General features: G+C 35.0%; 11 protein-coding genes. 5 read left to right on the forward strand and 6 right to left on the reverse strand.

Features of this window, described 5'->3' with window-relative positions:
* Positions 1-157 precede the first annotated feature (157 nt).
* The 3 genes from glf to NZ579_07565 form a co-directional block, all read right to left on the reverse strand.
* Positions 158-1,321: a UDP-galactopyranose mutase gene (gene glf / locus NZ579_07555; GenBank protein ID MCS7299791.1), complete on the reverse strand. Its 1,164-nt coding sequence runs from the start codon at positions 1,319-1,321 to the stop codon at positions 158-160.
* A 273-nt stretch (positions 1,322-1,594) separates the two neighbouring features.
* Positions 1,595-4,684 (reverse strand): efflux RND transporter permease subunit, encoded by a 3,090-nt coding sequence (locus NZ579_07560; GenBank protein MCS7299792.1) that lies wholly within the window; start codon positions 4,682-4,684, stop codon positions 1,595-1,597.
* Positions 4,685-4,968: 284 nt separating this feature from the next.
* On the reverse strand, positions 4,969-6,921 hold the full coding sequence (locus tag NZ579_07565; GenBank protein MCS7299793.1) for a hypothetical protein: 1,953 nt from the start codon (positions 6,919-6,921) through the stop codon (positions 4,969-4,971).
* A gap of 116 nt (positions 6,922-7,037) precedes the next feature.
* Here NZ579_07565 and NZ579_07570 point away from each other — a divergent pair, with 116 nt between their 5' ends.
* Both NZ579_07570 and NZ579_07575 read left to right on the forward strand, forming a co-directional pair.
* Entirely contained in the window at positions 7,038-8,807 is a 1,770-nt protein-coding gene (locus tag NZ579_07570; protein ID MCS7299794.1) for a hypothetical protein, read from the forward strand.
* Positions 8,808-8,911: 104 nt separating this feature from the next.
* Positions 8,912-10,135, forward strand: a complete 1,224-nt coding sequence (locus tag NZ579_07575) for an aspartate kinase (GenBank protein ID MCS7299795.1) — start codon at positions 8,912-8,914, stop codon at positions 10,133-10,135.
* Between the two features lies 1 nt (position 10,136).
* Here the strand turns inward: NZ579_07575 and NZ579_07580 are convergent, their stop codons facing one another.
* Positions 10,137-10,490, reverse strand: coding sequence for a hypothetical protein (locus NZ579_07580; GenBank protein MCS7299796.1), 354 nt, complete (start codon positions 10,488-10,490; stop codon positions 10,137-10,139).
* Positions 10,491-10,582: 92 nt separating this feature from the next.
* Between NZ579_07580 and NZ579_07585 the strand changes: the two genes are divergently transcribed.
* Positions 10,583-13,198, forward strand: coding sequence for a hypothetical protein (locus NZ579_07585; protein MCS7299797.1), 2,616 nt, complete (start codon positions 10,583-10,585; stop codon positions 13,196-13,198).
* Here NZ579_07585 and NZ579_07590 read toward each other — a convergent pair.
* On the reverse strand, positions 13,161-14,456 hold the full coding sequence (locus tag NZ579_07590; protein ID MCS7299798.1) for a FliI/YscN family ATPase: 1,296 nt from the start codon (positions 14,454-14,456) through the stop codon (positions 13,161-13,163). The genes NZ579_07585 and NZ579_07590 overlap by 38 nt on opposite strands.
* A 725-nt stretch (positions 14,457-15,181) precedes the next feature.
* On the opposite strand from NZ579_07590, the gene recG reads away from it, so the two are divergent.
* Both recG and NZ579_07600 read left to right on the forward strand, forming a co-directional pair.
* On the forward strand, positions 15,182-17,302 hold the full coding sequence (gene recG, locus NZ579_07595) for an ATP-dependent DNA helicase RecG (protein MCS7299799.1): 2,121 nt from the start codon (positions 15,182-15,184) through the stop codon (positions 17,300-17,302).
* 146 nt (positions 17,303-17,448) lie between these two features.
* Complete coding sequence (locus NZ579_07600; protein ID MCS7299800.1) at positions 17,449-18,234, forward strand: sigma-70 family RNA polymerase sigma factor; 786 nt, start codon at positions 17,449-17,451, stop codon at positions 18,232-18,234.
* Here the strand turns inward: NZ579_07600 and dcd are convergent.
* Complete coding sequence (gene dcd / locus NZ579_07605; GenBank protein ID MCS7299801.1) at positions 18,231-18,746, reverse strand: dCTP deaminase; 516 nt, start codon at positions 18,744-18,746, stop codon at positions 18,231-18,233. The genes NZ579_07600 and dcd overlap by 4 nt on opposite strands.
* Between the last annotated feature and the right edge of the window lie 172 nt (positions 18,747-18,918).

The raw sequence follows: 18,918 nt of genomic DNA on the forward strand, positions 1-18,918 counted from the left end.
TTCATAGTGGGGTATTGCTTCTCTTAGCATCTTACCTATCCTTAATGTAGGTATAATAATTGAGACTTTGGGTTCGTTCATAATTTTATTCTAAAGAATATTGATTCCAACTTAATAGTAAAGTCTTAATCTGAGGATGAATACTTTAAAAAATCTGTTATTTTACCTTTTCTTCAAAAACCTCTAGTGCTCTCTTTACTATATCGTCCATATCATAATACTTATACTCCGCAAGTCTTCCTACTATGACAATGTTATCATATTTGTCTGCTAGTTCTTTGTATTTCTCATACTGTTCCCTAGAGTCTTTAGTGAATAGAGGATAATATGGTATCATGCCAACCTTGTATTCTCTTGGATACTCATAGGCGATAGTGGTTTTCCTAGAACTCCTACTGGGGGAATGAATGTGCTTAAACTCTGTTATCCGTGTAAAGTCATAATCGTTTGGATAGTTTACCTGTGCTACTTCCTGAAAATACTCAGTATCAACTGTTTGGAAATTAAACTCTAGGCTTCTATAAGATAGAAAACCAAATTTATACCCGAAAAGTTCGTCTATCATACCTGTGAATATCACTCTGCCCTTGAACTCTTGATTGAAGAGATATACCTTTTTGCTATCCCAATCAAAGCTTAAGACTTCCTTAAAGTCAGTGTTTAAAATAATCTTGATGTTTTGATTGTTTAGAATCATATTTTCAAAAATCTTTGTGTATCCTTCTACTGGAACTGCCTGGTGTGTGTCGTAAAAGTATCTGTCATCTCTACCTATAAATATAGGAACTCTTGATGTTACCTCGGGGTCTATCTCCTCTGGTTTTCTTCCCCACTGCTTGGTTGTATATCCTAGAAACACTTTTTCATAAATAAAATCTGCTAGGAATTTAATATCGTTATCATCTACTTTTCTAAGTTCAAGTATAGGTATTTTCTTGCCATAGGGAAATAGGTTAAGTAGTTTTCTTTGAAGCCTTTTTGATAGTTCTTGAGGAAATACCTGTTCTATTGAGTTGAAGTTGAAAGGCACTGGTATTTTCTTTCCATCTACAACGGCTAGAACCTTGTGACTATACATTTCAAATTCAGCAAAATTTGATAGGTAATCAAAAACTTCTTTAAAGGATGTGTGAAAGAGATGAGGTCCATATTTATGAACTATTATCCCTTCCCTGTTTCTAAAGTCATAGCAGTTCCCACCTATGTGATTGCGTTTCTCAATGATAAGGACTCTCTTATTCAGTTTGTTTGCTATCCTTTCTGATATTACTGATCCTGCAAACCCAGCACCTACGACTACATAGTCAAAGTAATTAGACATATTTTTTCTCCATTTCTTTGATCTCAGAGGTTAAATTCTATATTTGTTTATGTAAATCTTGATCTAAGGTTAATTCTGCTGAATTTTAATGAATTGCTTTGAAAATTATCTATTTCCAATTCTAATTTTTTTCATTTTCTGATAACGTAGCAGAATGTATTTGGAGAATTGTTGATATACATATTTTGCTTTTTTAGATGTATGAACAAGTTTTTGTCAATTTTACATACTATTCACTCTGTTAAGTAGTAATTATTGTGACAATCAAAGAAGTTATGCGAACCTCTTTCTGTTGAATAATTCAAAGAGAGTAGGTATTATAAACAGAGTGAATATAGTGCTTACACTTAGACCTATGGCTATTACAAGACCAAGAGGTTGGAATACTTCTCCGCTCAAGCCAATTCCTAGAGATAATGGTAGGACACCTATCACAGTAGTCAAAGTTGTCATCAATATAGGTCTGAACCTTCTTTTTGCACCTTCTACAACTGCTTCTCTTAACTTGTAGTTTTTATCATACAACAGTTGGTTCATATAATCAACCATTACTATACCGTTATTGACAACTATACCTAGAAGTAGTATCAAACCAATACCAGAGATAACATTTATTTTCAAGCCTAAAATGAAGAAAATAATCAAAACTGCAAAGACTCCGTAAGGAATTGTGAATAGTATTATGAATGGATCTTTGAATGATCTAAAGAGTGTAACCATTACAGCATATACTAGTGTGAAAGAGAGAATAAACACAAGTAATAAGTCTCTGAAGGTATCTTGAAGGTCTCTAAAGCTTCCGCCGTATTCTATTATAACATCAGGCGGTATGAATACTTCTTTCTTTATTGCTTGTGCTAGATTATCAACTAATACACTCTGTGCTACTCCAAATCCTACTACCCTAAGTGATACTTGTCGGTTGTTATTTTCTCTCATTATCATTCTTGGGGATGTTGTATTTGAGACACTTATAAGGTCAACTAGTGGAACTACACCTACTGGAGTTGGAATGTATTTAAATAAGACATTTTCAATATATTTCCTTTCATCTTCCTTTAATTTCACAACTATGTCGTATTGTTTGCCTTCAACTCTGAAGAATGATGCTGTTGAACCTGAGAAACTTGTTCTTATGACATTTCCAAGAACTGCGCTTGATATACCATAAAATCCTAACTTCGTTCTGTCAAACAGAAGTGTATATTCTGGTGCTTCTTCATCAAAAGAAGAATTCACTTCTTGTATGCCGTCTACCTTAGTAGCAACTTCTTGTATTTCTTTTGAGATCTTCTCTAGTTCTTTAAGGTTCTCTCCAAAAATCTTTATATCAACATTCGCACCTCCAGATCCCTCCGCAAAACCAGTTCCACTTTGAACGTTCACCGTATATTTACCGGGAATTGATGAGAGAAATTTTCTAAACCTACTTGCAAACTCTTCTGAAGATATATCCCTCTTATTCTTATCAACAAGTTGTATAACAAGGTTTATTGTATTCTCCGCACCTCTGCCAGCAAAGAACCCAAGGTTTGCAGTCCCTACACTGTTTACCACATAGTAAAAGTATTGGACATTCTTGTCATTCAGTAAGTATTCACTAATCTTTTGTGCGTATATTGAAGTTATTTCCTTGTAAGTTCCTGTAGGCAATTCAATTCTAGCATTAATGTCTCCAGTGTCAATAATCGGTAAAAACTCTTTACCTACGAACACGAATGATAAAATACCAAGAATTATGAATACTACTGTGAATACAAGTGTTGTTTTCTTCAAGTTTAAGAATGACCTCAGTGCTCTCTCATATATTCCATCTCTTATACTTTCAATCCAATTAGAGAACCATGCTAGTTGGTTTATAGATTGTATTTTGTTGTCTAGGTTTTCTATTATATACCAGTACCTTGAAGCGAGAGGTGGAACGATAAATATTGCTACAAACAGTGAAGAAAATACTGATATACTTACGGTGAGAGCAAGATCTCTGAAGAGTTGTGATGCTATTCCTTGAGCGAATACTACAGGGACAAAGACTACTATAGTTGTGATCGTTGATGCGAGTATTGCATTTCCTACTTCTTTTGTCCCCTCAAAAGCAGCGTCAATCAGTTTCTTACCCTGTCGTAGTCTCTGATATATGCTTTCAAGAACTACTATTGAGTTGTCAACCATCAATCCTACACCAAGTGCTAATCCTGTTAGTGATACTACATTGAGCGATATATTCAAGAAATACATAAAAGCAAATGTTATTATCAGGGAGAAAGGTATTGCTATACCTATCAGTATAGTATCTTTGACCCTCAATAAGAATAAAAATACAATTATGACTGCTAGTATAGCACCATTTATAGCATTATTTCTTACATTATTCACTGAGAATGTGATAAACTCTCCTTGGTCGTTTATAATTTCAAAGTTTAGATTTGGGAATAGTCTTTTTATTTCTTCAAGTTTTTCTCTAACATCCTCTGACACTAGAACCGTGCTACTACCAGATTTTTTGTTTATGGATAAGACAACTCCTTCTTTGCCGTTTATTCTTACTATTGGAGCATCCTCTCTATCTTCTTTGAACGATACGTCTGCGACATCCTGAACCTTTACTGCATACCTTCCTCTGGTACCTACAAGAGTATTATTAATGTCATCAATATCATCAAACTGACTAGTGAATCTCAAATTAACTTTTCTGTATCCATCAAGAACGAAACCAGCGGGGAAATTTTGGTTCTCGGCGGAGAGTGCTCTTACCACTTCTGATGGTGATATAGCGAATGAGTTAAGTCTCTTACTATCAAGTTCAACAAAAACTTTTTTGTCATATCCACCTTCAACTGAGATGCTAGCAACACCATCTACCTGATAAAGCCTCTTTGCTATGTTGTTATCAACTAGTTCTTTCAATGCAAATAAATCATCCAAACCTGTGATTGCGATGCTTATTATAGGAAGACTACTTGGGTCAAATTTAAAAATCTGAGGTCTTCTTGAACCTTCAGGAAGTAATCTAGATACGAAGTCTATTCTTTCTCTGACATCATTTGCTACAAGGTCTATATTGACACCGAATTCAAACCTTATTATGAAGAAAGCAAAGCCTTCAAAACATCTTGTTGTTACGCTTCTGACGCCACTAATCGTAAGAAACTGACCTTCAAGTAGTTTAGCTACATTCTTCTCAACTTCTTCTGGTGATGCACCTTGATAATCTACCCTTACTGCTACAACTGGTATCTCAATATCAGGAAATAAATCAACTGGTAATCTTGTTAGTGAAACGATTCCTAGCACGATTACAGCAACAAATATCATTACCACTGCGGGTATGTTATTCAAAAGTCCCTTTAACAAACTCCACATACAACCACCTCTCTACTGACTGGTCAGTCTAAAAAATACAAAGAACTATAGAAATTGTCAAGGAGCAATTAGATTATCGCTAATCGACAAAGTGCTACCATAATGGTAAATAACTTTACTAAATTTCTCGCAAAAGTATAGCAAACCATTAGGATCCGTGATGAAGGAAGATGTTGGGCCTTTATAACCTTACGAAGTCAGTAAGAAAGTTTTGAAGGAATTTGAAGAAAAGGAATTAAAAAACTGAAAATGCTGAAAAGGGGCACGAAGCCCCTTGGAGATTACTAGTTCGTAACAAACCAAGTTATGTTGGTGACTTTATCAGAGGAGATTATATTTGTAAATCCAAAGTGGCCATCAGCGTTGGTCGCTATAGAGTTAGGATAGACAGAACGGAGAGTATAGTTATCTGCTACTGAGACAACGAAGTAGCCATTATCAACTGGAAAAGATTTAGTTGAGTATGCTTCTATTACTACATTTGTAGTGTTTGTTGAAATTGTCTTTGCCGAACTAATAAAGCCCTGATTCCCTAGTAATCCTTGACCTACGATGTGAGCATTTGGATAGTCCGTTAGAGCAGATATGTTGCTTATTGTGTTTGTGACAGTTAGTTTGACGAGTTGATAATTCAAGTTTATAGTAGTCTGGTTGGTTATCTCAATCGTACTGAAACCGATGATATCTTTTGAGGGATCATTAAAGTCAAAAATTCCATCCCCGTTTAAGTCTCTAAAGATAATATTGTAAAACATATTAACGTCATTAGTATCACTGTATATTTCGTGGTTATTCAAAGGCAGGTTTTTGTATGTTCCTAAAATAACATTCTCAACAAACCTAAACTGATTAGCATCTGTTCCTGTGAGGTTGAAGTTAAGAAGAGTTCTTAGAATGTAGAAGTTTGCTGCGTTTGTTGAAGCTATGGATGGATCTACTGTTATGTTAGAAGATTGAGTGTTATACCAATATACGATAGGTTCTTCTATCTCATAGAGTGAGTTGTTGTTTGCATCCTTGAAGAAAGCAGGGGTAAAGTTTGTGTAGGTGGTGCTTGATATGGTGTAGTAGTTTATGCTATAACTGCTTCCAGAAGTGCTTCCGTAGTTTATTGGTATATTAAAACCACTACCTTGTGCTCTAGTCAATACAGGTTTTAGACCACTTGCTCCGCCCAAGAGTTGGACTACTCCAGTAACAGAATGCGGAACAAGGTTAAATCCTAGAGTGTTCGTTCCAGTAGCAAAGTTTATGTTGGTCAATTCCAAAACCCCTTCTTTAGATATTGGGAAGAAAAGAAGAGTTCCTATATCTAGTTGATTGTTGTTATTAGCGTCATAGTAGATTGATACTTCTATATCATTCCCAGAGTTTCCACTTACGGTTAGAATATGTTCATAATTTACAGAGTTATTTGGTGTGCTTGATACAGTTGTTCCAAGATCGGTATTAAAAGCTGATACTCCTATCTTCAAGCCATACACGTTGTTTGAAATTCTAACTACCAGTGTCATATTTGTTATTGGTGGTATGTTTATATCTCCTGAAACATTTGATATTATTCTGAAGTTTGTGAGAGAAGGATTTCTGAATTGAAGTTCTCCGAAGTCATACTGATTGTTATTATTGTCGTCTCTGAATGCGAAGACACTCTGAATATATGAGTTCGTTGGGACTTTGTTTGTATAATCCCAGGTTGAAGTGTTGACGGTTCCGTATATGAATTCTGGGATAGATTGACCTAACATAACTCCTACCTTCCATTGAGGTGTTGGATTACCTGTGAGTTTTCCAGTTATTAGCACGAATGTGACTATTTCGAAGTGGACTGTTAGGTTAGCGGTTCCAACGACAACGGGTTTAGTGATAGTTTCCTCGCCGGTGTCAAGTTGGTTGTTGTTGTTATTGTCCTTGTAGATACCGACTGTTGCGGGACCCCAGTTTTGAGGGACTTGGATGGAGTAGTCTCGTGGTTCTCCGCTTGCTGCTACACTACCATATATGTAAGTGCTGCCTTTCAGAGCATACGGTTTCCAGCCTGATGTGTAGTTTGTTATTTTACCAGAGATTGTAATAGTAGGTGTGCCTTGATTTTGGTTACCACCTTGGTTTCCTCCACCTTGATTCCCTCCTTGATTTCCTCCACTAGGAGATGGGGAGCAACCAATGATTAAGGTTGTTGAGCTTAATGCTGCCACGAATGCAAACACTAAAAGTAGTGAGATTAATCTTTTCATACTCTACCCTCCTTTTGGAGTTTGTCTATAAATATAATAATACCAAAAAAAATTTTTTTCAAGGAAATAAAATTTAAGTTCTTCTTGCTTTTACTAACTTGAAAAGGAGTGTATTGATGGTAAAAATTAGAATTATGTTATCCTTGAACGTTCAGGATGTAATTACAGTTATTGGTCCTCTTGTGTTGTTTTCGCTATCATTGTTGTCAAGTGTGGGGCTTATTATTTTCATACTTATAGAGAAGAAGGCAAGGAATTTCCTTGTAATAGTGTTTCTAATATCGTTATTTATGTCCGGGTATCTTGTGCTAAATTTTCTATTGGGTGTTTTCGGATTTGATACTGGGGATCCGACGAGGATTAGCAAAAACAAAGATATAATTATACTTTTTTCAAAACTGGAAATTCTCTCTTTGGTTCTGGGTTTGATTATGTTTTCTAACATTTCAGTAGTGCTGACTAATACACTGTTTTCAAAAATAAAATCTGTTTTAACACTAATAGTTGGTGTTGTTATATTGTATCTAAACTTCTTCTCAAACCAGTTTTTCTTGGAAGATAGGTTGAAGTTGTCAATGAATGAATATATGGCTCAGGAAGGTCCCTTGTTTGATGTTTTTGTAGTGTATTTTGCTGTGGTTGTTCTTTCAGAGTTTATCTTTCTTAGTCTATACCGAAAGAAAATAAAGCCGGATTTAATGGAATCGTATAAGTCTTCCATATATGGTATGGTAATCATAGTAGTGTTTGGATTTCTAGAGTTACTAGAGCTGTATGATTTGATATCTATTTATCCGTATGTTCCTTCGCTTTTGGGATTGGGTATATCGGTGTTCTCTACTACGATACTCGTCATGCTGGTAAATCGTCATCTTTTGATATTGAAACAGAACAAGTTAGTAGTTGATCTTATGAATAGTACTAGGAATAGTTTGAGTATTAGTAATTTAAGAATGTTAGAGGAAATAGAAAACCTGTCTCAATCGTTTTTGAGGATGGAGAACGAAATTAAGGCTATAATGGAATTACCTAAGATAACGCAGGGTATAATTTCTGGTATTAGTGAGTCGTTTCTTAAGATAAGAGATGCTATATATTTAAATACTAACCTTTTATCTGAATTTAGTAGTGGTGCGAAGTTAGAGATTAACAGTATTGAAATGACAAAGTTGAAGGAAATGATTCTGGATATCAGTAATAAGACACTTGATATATACAAAAGGTTTTTGAATGTTGGTGATATTGGTATAGATAAGTTATACAAAGTTGGTTTTGCTGATGTTGATTTGGAATACATATCTTCGTTGCCGAAAAATCTGGATATATCACAAGATATTGTTGAGAAGTTGAATGGGTATATTACAGAGGTAAAGGTTATGCTTATAAATATATCTATATTAGGGGCAAAAACTATTACATCCGGTTCAAATTCTTCCACTATAATCTCACAAGAAATGTTGGAAAGTGTCAAGTCTCTTGATGTACCTATTAAGAAACTTTCTAATAGCATAGAACAAATTCATAAGGTAGTTGAAAAAATGGACAGTTTAGTCGGTAGTATAATGTTAGTGATACAAAAAATAAAGAATATGGATAGAAAAGATACAGTTGATGTTTTAAGGAGTATTGATAATTTTATTAACATTCTGTCAGATTTGCAAAGTAGTATAAATAATCTTCTCAATCTAAAAGACAAGGCTTTGACGCTACTATCTAGTATTGATAATACTACAAATGAGTTGAAATCTATGGTAAGCGGTGTCTATAACTTTGCTCAAGAGACACAACTTATGTATGACCAATACATAAATCTAATATCTGGGATAGAAGGAGTTTATAACAATATACAATCTATGAAAAGGTATCTTGAAGAGATTGGAGTTTAACTTTATATGTAAGTCTAGTAAGTTTTGGTTTTTTGTTTATTTTCCTCAACTTGAAATAAGTAGATTATGGTCTTTACCATATAAGATCTGGTTGAGAGGAAGAGATGCTGATAGTTCAGAAATACGGGGGAACTTCTGTTGGGAATGTTGAGAGGATAAAGAATGTAGCAAGGATTGTTTCAAGAACGAAGGATATGGGTAATGATGTTGTAGTTGTCGTTTCTGCTATGGGGGATACTACTGATGAGCTTGTGTCTTTAGCGAGTCAAATTTCAAAATCACCCCCTAAGAGGGAATACGATCTACTTCTTTCAACGGGAGAACAGATTTCAATAGCGCTTTTATCAATAGCACTTCATGAACTTGGTTATAAGTCAATAGCATTTACGGGTGCCCAAGTCGGTATTCTTACTACTTCTGACTATACCGAAGCGAAAATACTTGATATAAATACAAGTAGAATAATTAAGGAGTTAAAAGATGGTAAGATTGTAATAGTTGCGGGATTTCAAGGAGTGACAGAGAACGGTGATATCACTACCTTGGGTAGAGGTGGTTCTGACACAACTGCTGTTGCACTTGCTGCTGCTTTGAAGGCAGACTTGTGTGAGATATATACTGATGTTAGAGGTGTATTTACTTCAGATCCTAGGATTGTTAAGGATGCTAGGAAACTTGATGTTATAAATATTGATGAAGTTCTTGAATTAGCAAGTGCTGGAGCGCAAGTTTTACATCCTAGGTCTGTTATATTTTCAAAGAAATACAAAGTTCCTTTAGTTGTAAGGTCATCCTTTGAGGATGATCCTGGGACGAGGATTGTGGAGGATGTTATGGAAGGATTGGTTGTTACTGGTGTTGCTGTAAAAACAGATGAAGCGAAAGTTACGGTTCTTGATGTTCCGGATGTTCCGGGTATCGCTGCAAAGCTCTTTTCAGAAGTCGCAAAAGAAAAGATAAATGTAAATATGATAGTTCAGGGGACTAGTAGAAATGGGTTAAGTGAGATAAACTTCACCATACCTAAAAAGGATCTCCAGATACTCAAGAGTGTAGAAGAAAGGATAAGATCCTCAATAAAATGTTCAAACATTCTTTATGATGATGATATTGCGATTGTTTCTGTTGTAGGAACGGGGATGAGGAGTCATTATGGTGTTGCTGCGACTGTCTTTGAAGTTTTGGCTGGCAGGGGAATAAATATTGAGATGATTTCAACATCTGAGATAAAGATATCTGTTGTTGTGAGAAGGGGTAGGGCAGAGGAAGCTGCAAACGCACTCCACCAGGCGTTTAAACTATCAGAGTTGGAGATAAAAGTTGAGTAGCCTAAACATATTTGCCGATACCTATGTCATCCTGTTTTAGTTTCTTAGTGTATGGTTTAATTCTCAAAGCCTCTTCAGGAGTAAGAACATAGCAGTATTTACACCCTTTTATTATCACTTTGTCTCTAGGCTCACCTTGAAATATTTCTGCGTATATTACATCTTTAGGACCTAGCCTTGATCCACATACAGGGCAGTATCTAGGTTTGCTTCCAAGTTTTTGTGGTTCGTCATCTTCGTCATTCGTTTTTCTTCTATTCTTTCTGATGTCTTCGTATCTATTGCTTCTTAGGTTCATAAGTAGTAAGAAGATTATTAGTCCTATTATTACTCCAACTATACTCCACAGAATCATATAATAATTTTACTCAAAAGACGGGTACTCTTTAAAATAATTAAAAGTGCTTGATTAGAAAACTATTAAAACCTTTGTAAAGAATACAACCTATGAGTTTGAATACTCCTAAAAGTTTAACTTCCAAATGTTCTAGGTTCAGGTTACTAGTATCTAGAATAGTGAAATTACTCAAAACAAGCCCTAGCGTACTAACGAAGGTTTTGTCTCTATTGTCTTTGACCATCATCTCCATAGGGGTTGTCTCTTGTGGAAGTATAGGCAGTGAATATTTTTCATATACGTTAGGTGAAAATGAAAAACTTATACCGTCAATGTCAAAAGTTGAATACTTTAACGGAAGATTGAATTTCGTAATGTCATTCGCTTCAAACAACAATTTGTTCCTAAATATCAACGGTAGGTTATTCAAATTGGGTAACTCTTCGCTTGAGAGAGTTTTGTTATCCAGCATAACTAACAACTATGTGGTCATCTTTGTGTCAAACAACCAAAGGTTCATGATCTATAGAAGTAAAACTTTTAGGATTGATACATCGGAAGAAGTTTTTTTAGGCAAGGATAATTTGGTCTTGATTAACAGATATGGATATTCAAGTAGTGGTTTAGGAAGAGGGTATGAGATACCAGATTTCAACATCCAATACAAGGAAGACGGGGAATATATAGTTTTGGACACAGGTCAGACATTTGGACCTTTTTTAGGTGTTGAATTACCTTATCTTTACACTGATAGAACAAACTGGTGGATAGTTGCGAAGGAAAAGAATGGTCTTTATGTTTTGATAGTTAATGGTAGAATAGTATCAGATAAACTTCAAAGTGTAGGAATACCATCGTTTAGTGATAGGGGGTTCGTTGTAAATGTGAGAAAGGATGATAAACATTTCTTACTATCAAATTTTGGAGAGTTGTATCTACCGTTTGATGAGGTCATGTCTCCGATTGTGAATGGTGAGAACTGGTTCTTGTTGGTAAGGTCAAGTAATACATATCTTCTTGTAGGAGGTAGTGTAGATGTTCTTAAGAAATATAGAATTTTCTACTCAAGCACTAATAATATCTCTTACCCAGTCTTTGATAAATATGGTAATGTCTGGATTGTGGAAGAGGGGAGTAGTAAGTATATAGTCAAGAATTTTAGAGTATCATTTGGACCTTATGAGGATGCGTATTATCTACAGATGTCTTCAGGTGATACATTATTTGCATATAAAAATGAGGGAAATTGGTTTGTTAGATTTAGAGACAAAAATTATGGCCTTTTTGAGTTTATTAACGAAATATTATACTTTGAAGGTAGTCTAGTTATAAATTTCAGGTCTAATGCTCAAAGCTACATATTCCATCAAAACGAGGTTTTAGGTCCTTTCAATGAGATAATTGCTTTAACCAAGAGAGAGGGCAGACTGATTGTTTTGAACTACAGTAATGGTTATTATGTTGTGATTCAGGGTCAGATAACTTTAGGTCCTTACGATGAGGTGTTTTGGAATAACTTTTCATACAAGAATGGAAGGTTTCTTTTCTCTTTCAAGTCAAATAACAGTGTTTATATAAACTATTCATCAAAAGTATATGGTCCTTTTGTGAATGTGTATATGCCTATACTCTCGGATGACGGCGAGACTTGGGGTGCAGGGGCTATGAATGAAAATCTTAGATTTAGTCTTATTCTCAACGGGGAAATTATAGGCGAATACTTAAGTGTTGATTACGAGAGCATTAGGTTTGATACTAGAAAAGCAACTTGGGGTGGTATAACTGAAAAAAATGATGGATTTTTCATAACGACATCTTACGGTGAGTTTGGTCCTTTTGACAAAGTTATACAGGTAAAGTTTTCTGATGATCTTTCAAAAGTAAAGTTCATATCTAAAATAAAAGATAAGTTTTATGCTTTTTTCGTTAGTAACGGTAGAGTATTTAGGAAGTTAGGTCCTTACGATATGGCAGTTTTTATCAATGAAGATTTTGAAAATGACCTTTTAGTAGTGAAGGATGGAAGAAGATTTGTAATATACAATGGTGTTTATTCCAATCGTTTCTATGCACACCTAAAGGAAATAGGTTACTTTAACCGTAAAAACTATGTTATACATAGAAGAAATGGAAAGGATGTTCTTGAGGTTGATGGTAAAACTGCTATAGAAATGGATAGGATAGTAAGAGTTATAAGTAGCGAAAGAAATAGTTTATCGGTTTTGGGTATCAATCGGTATGGTATGCTGGTGAGAGTCAGTGGAGGTATCACTAATACTAATTCTGTGTTCATTAGGAAAGAGGAGATGTTGAATGATACTAGGTTCTTTTGGGTGTATAAGAATAATGAATGGGAATACCTTATTTTTGATGGTCTTGAGATAGGTCCTTTCAGTAGTATAGATAGAGATTCGTTTAGGTATGAGGCTAAAACCAAATCTTATGGTTTTGTAGCAACTAGAGACAAAAAGAAGTTTATCGTGAGTAGTGCTGGTAGTTTTGGACCTTTTGAAAATGTTTTAAAGTTTTTGATACTGAATGGGAATGTGTTATACCTTGTTGAAGATAAGGGTTTTAGGGGGTTGTGGGTTAATGATAGAAGAGTTTGTGAAGGTATTATAGATTTTGATATTAGGTATGATGGTAAGGAGTTGTCTTTTATAAGACAGGATGGAAGAAATGTTTCAGTTAGAACAATGAGAGTAGAAGATTTACTGAATCGTTAAAGTTATACTTCTCGTATATGTCTTGTTTGATGTATGAGAGCATTTTATCAATATATTTTAGAGCCATATCTATCTTGGGATTTGAGCCTTGAACATATGCACCTATGTTTATAAGGTCCTGATTCTCTCGGTAAGTTGCCATAAGGTCTCGGAATTTATATGCTTTATCAAGGTGTTGTTTTGAAACTATATCTACCATAAGCCTACTTATGCTTGAGAGAACATCTACTGCTGGGTAGATGCCTGCGGATGCAAGTTGTCTTGATAGAACTATGTGTCCATCAAGTGTTGCTCTGACATGGTCTGAGATTGGTTCATTAACATCATCACCTTCAACTAGGACGGTGTAGAATGCTGTTATGCTTCCAGATTTACCAGGGCCTGCTCTTTCAAGGAGTCTTGGGAGTTTTGTAAAAACGCTAGGTGTGTAGCCTCTTGTGGTTGGGGGTTCTCCTATTGATAGTGATATTTCTCTCTGTGCGAAAGCAAGACGAGTGAGTGAGTCAAGAAGTAGTAGAACGTTGTATCCTTTGTCTCTGAAGAATTCTGCTACTGCTGTTGCAGAGTATGCGACCTTGAGTCTTGCCATCGGGGGTTCATCCGATGTTGCTACTAGTACTACACTTCTTTTTAGTCCCTCTTCTCCAAGAACTTTTTCTAGGAATTCTCTAACTTCTCTACCTCGTTCTCCAACTAATGCTAAAACTACTATATCTGCTGATGTGTTTCTTGCTATCATTCCAAGGAGTGTGCTTTTTCCAATTCCACTACCTGAAAATATCCCGACTCTCTGTCCTTCGCCAACGGTAAGCAAACCATCAATAGCCTTTATTCCAGTCTGTATCGGTTTAGATATTGTTTTCCTCTCAAGTGGGTTAGGGGGGTCATTATCAACACTGTAGTAGTCTTCTATTTTGAATTCTCCTCCAACTAATACCTCTCCATAAGCATTTATAACTCTTCCTTTCATCTCCTCACCGACTGGTATGTATAGTTTCTTACCAGTGTTAAGAACTCTAGCGGAAGCGGATAGCCCTGTTACATCTTCAAGTGGTAGCAAGAATACCTTATCGCCGTCAAACCCAACAACTTCTGCTCTAACTTTGTTATCACCTGTTTCTATCTCGCACAAGTCTCCTATCCTAGAGTAAGGTCCAAGACTTTCAATAACAACTCCCTTAACTTTAACTACTCTACCTTCAGACTTTATGTATTCATCTCTACTAATACTCCTTATATACTTTTCAAAAACACTCATACACAGAAGATTATACAAAATTGGAGGAATAAATTAAAATTACGCAACTCCTATGTCAATAAAGTCTAAAATTTTTTGAGAGATGCTTCATAGAATAGTTTAAGGTTATGGAAGTGGATATTTTTAGTATATCACACCTCTTGCTTCTCTGTTTTCCTTCTCTTTTCTTTCTTTCCTCTTTCTTTTGAAAACTACACCAAAAGGAGATGATATAATGTGAGGAAAGATGATATGCAACATATACAAGAGGATAAGAAAATTGTGAAATACCTTAACAGGTATCTAGAGAACATGTGAAAACAGACTTGTAGTTATTTGCTGGGGCAACGCTTGATAGACACTAAAAGTATTAACTATACCCGAATAACTCTCAAATTTTGGAATTTATTAGTATTGCTCCAATAAAGTCTAAAATTTTTTGAGAGATGATCAATAAATTCCACTTAGATAAGTAGTCAACAATAAAGTCTAAAATTTTTTGAGAGACGATTAATAAAATAGTTTAAGGTTGAGGAAGATAATAGAAGATCAAAAGAGAATATACTCAAAAGGCGATACTCTCCTTTTTAAGTTCCTTTGGTATAACTCCTCAAAGGAGCAGGATAAACGGAACTGTGATGGGTAGGGTGTATATAACCTGATAATTCTCAAATTTTGGAATTTATTGACGGTGTCAGTTCTAAATGGTATTCAGAGATGCTAGTATTTTATATTTTAAATGATTTATGCTACTTGAAGAGACCAAGAGTATAAGTATCAAGGACCTAAAACTTCCATACTTACCTACAACTAAAAAGAAAGTTCTGTATAGACTCAAGTTATACAGTGTTTATGATGTTCTTACTCACTTTCCTATAAGGTATGAGGATAGGACTGAGATCAAGAAGTTTTCAGATGTTATAAAAGAAATTTCTGTTTCTTCTGCCGGTAAGGTTAATGCTACTGTTATTGCCAAAGTTATTGAACATCAATATGCTAGCACAAAGTCAGGACAACTTCTTAAAGTTATCGTAACAGATGGTGAGATAAAAGGAGAACTTGTTTGCTACAATAGGGATTTTCTTTCTAGTGTTCTTACGGTTGGTAAAGAATTTATAATCACAGGTAACTGGGAGTATAGGTATAATAGGCTTCAGTGTGCTACATTTGACTATGTGGAAGTTGATAATGAAGGATACAAGAAAGATGAGTTTGGCGTTGTTTTACCTATCTACTCTAGTACTGAAGGGGTAAGACAAAGAACAATTAGAAAAATAATTCATGCTATTGTGAATGAATTTGTAGATAAGATAGATGATGAACTTCCTGAATATGTTATGAAGACTAGAAATCTACTGCCTTTAGGTAAAGTTATTAGAATACTTCACTCGCCAAAGAAAATCCAACATGTAGAGATTGCTAGGAAAAACTTTGTGTATTACGAGTTTATGAAGATGAACATACTGATTGAGTATAACAGGTCTCAAGAGAAAAAGATAGACAAAGGTAAAAGATATTCTTCATCTAAACTTGCCGAGGAGTTTGTCTCGGAGTTACCGTTTGAATTAACAGAGGCGCAGAAAAGAGTTATGGAAGAGATAAGGAGGGATATGTTTTCTGAAAAGGTTATGCATCGCCTTCTACAAGGTGATGTTGGGTCTGGTAAGACGATAGTAGCATTATATTCGGCTCTAATAGCAGTTGAGAATGGATTTCAAGTTGCGTTTATGGTTCCAACTGAAGTTTTAGCAACACAACACTACCTTAACATCACAAACTTACTAAACAAGTTTGCCAAGAAACACAATATAAATGTTCGTTTGCTTAAGGGTGGGTTGCCGAATCAAAAAAGGAGAATGATAAACTTTGAGATGGAAATGGGAAAGTCAAACATAGTTATTGGAACACATGCTTTGTTTCAAGAGGATGTTTCGTTTAGAAATCTAGGGCTTGTCATTATTGACGAACAGCATAGATTTGGTGTTGAACAAAGGGCAAGTTTGATAAGCAAAGGTAATTATCCTGATACACTCGTTATGACTGCAACTCCTATCCCGAGAACACTAACAATGACACTGTATGGAACACTGGATTTAAGCGTTATAGACGAATTGCCTTACGGTAGAAAGAAAATAATAACGAAATGGTATAGAAAGGATAGTGAGGATACTGTTTACAATCTGGTCAGAGAGGAGTTGAAGAAAGGATTTAAGGCATATTTTATATACCCTATAATTGAGGAAAGTGATGAGCTAGTTGATGTAAAATCTTTGGTGGAGGCTTATGAGTATCTCTCAAAACAAGTCTTTCCTGACTATGGTGTTGGAATACTTCACGGAAGAATGACACCGGAGGAGAAGTATGAAGTTATGCAGGCATTCAGAAATGGAGAGATAAAAGTTCTTGCTTCTACTACTGTTGTTGAAGTTGGCATTGATGTTCCTGATGCTACTGTTATAGTTATAGAACAAGCAGAGAGGTATGGTCTATCACAGTTACACCAACTACGAGGTAGAGTTGGAAGAGGTCCTTATCAGTCGTATTGCTACCTTATAACGAGTGAGAAGATTTCAAAAGATGCTGTTGAAAGAATGAAAGCGATGACAAAGTATGAAGATGGATTTACTATTTCTGAGATAGATCTCAGATTAAGGGGTCCCGGTGAATTACTTGGTTATCAACAGTCTGGACTTACCGAATTTATACTAGCAGACTTGATAAATGATGAGAAGATTCTGCTTCTAACTAGAGAGGACGCAAGAAACATAATTCAAAAAGATATAGACCTAGCAGCCCTCGAAAACCATAAGTTTAGAGAGTTGGTAAATAGAGAAAGAAAAAGAATGTTTGTTGTCAAATCTGGATAAAACTGTTGTCAAAAAACAACATTTCAGAATATACTAGCCCCCAGTATGTATTTCGGTTAGTGCTTGATTAATAGTATTATAGAATTTTGGTTTGACACGAATGATGGCACGAGTTTTGATTACACATTAGTTAGCAGGAGGATGGTATGGAGGGTGTTGAGATAAGAAACTTCCTTCTTGGTTATTTATCAAAAGATATTGCCAAGACTAGGGTTATTGATGAAGATGCTTTAGTGATTTTGAAGGCTAAACAGGGTGACAAAGAAGCAATAACAAAAGTTATTAACAACAACATTAGGCTTGTTGTAAAATTTGTATCAAGGTTCACTGTTCAAAATGATGTATTCATTGATCTTATAAACGAGGGATGTCTTGGTATATTAAAGGCTATAAAGAACTATGATTTCTCAAAAGGTGTAAAGTTTAGTTCGTATGCTAGTATATGGATAAAGCATCAGGTTCTTATGTATCTATCTTCAAACTCAATGGTTAAACTACCCGTAAGAAAGAAGAAGGTAGCCAAGAGTTTGAAGCTTAACTTTAATGATGATTGTGAATTTGAAGATTATCTTGAGAAATTCAATATGTCTTTGAATGAATATAAGAATATTCTTTCACTGAACAGTATAGTTTCCCTTTCTGATGACAGAGTTTCTTTTAGTGTTGAGAATAGCATACCGGATGAAACGAGTGATATTGACAAAAAGATTGAGAATGAATATTTTAGAGAACTCATAAATGACAAACTATCAAAACTATCTCCGAAAGAAAGGTTTGTTATTGAAAGAAGGTATGGATTAAACAATAAAGATCAGATGAAACTTTCTGATATAGCGAAACTATTTAACTCTACTCCTGAAGGCATAAGGTACATTGAAAAGAAAGCATTAAAGAAACTTAAGGTAATGTTGAGTGATGAAATAAGTATTTAGAATTCTTCATACATCTTGCTTACAACTATATCGTTACTCTTTGAGTATTTACCTTTGTAGGTTCTATCAATCTTTCCACTTACTTCACAGTAGTAAATTTGGCATATTTCCACGAAAGGATATATTACCACAGGCTTTATCACAGAAATCTCTAGCGTCCAATAACCTTCAAACCCTATATCACCAAATCCTGCTGTTGCGTGTATTGATATTCCTAACCTACCTATGCTAGATCTCCCCTCTATCATTGGAACGAAATTCTTCGTGATGGTATATTCTAACGTCCTACCCAAGTATAGTTTCCCAGGTAGAAGAGTAAAACCTTCTTCTGGTATCGTTATCCTTGTGTAATTTGATTTCTTTTTCATATCAAGTTTTTCATCAGTTAGTTCAAGTAGTTCATTGTGTAGTCTTAAGTTGTAAGAGTTGGGGTTTAAATACTTCTCATCAAAGGGGTCTATGACTATGTTACCATTTTTGATTTCTTCAATTATTCTACTAGAGGTAAGTATCACTTTTACCTCCTTTGTTAAGAATATTATAAATGTAGGTTTGTGTGTTAAGCATTTTGAATTTTTGAGATTTTGTTGTTCTTTTAATTTTTGTTCCTAAACACTAATAAATTCCAAAATTTGAGAGTTATTTGGGTATAGTTAATACTTTTAGTGTCTATCAAGTGTTGCT

This window comes from Spirochaetota bacterium (genome assembly GCA_025061835.1).
GTDB lineage: Bacteria > Spirochaetota > Brevinematia > DTOW01 > DTOW01 > SKYB106.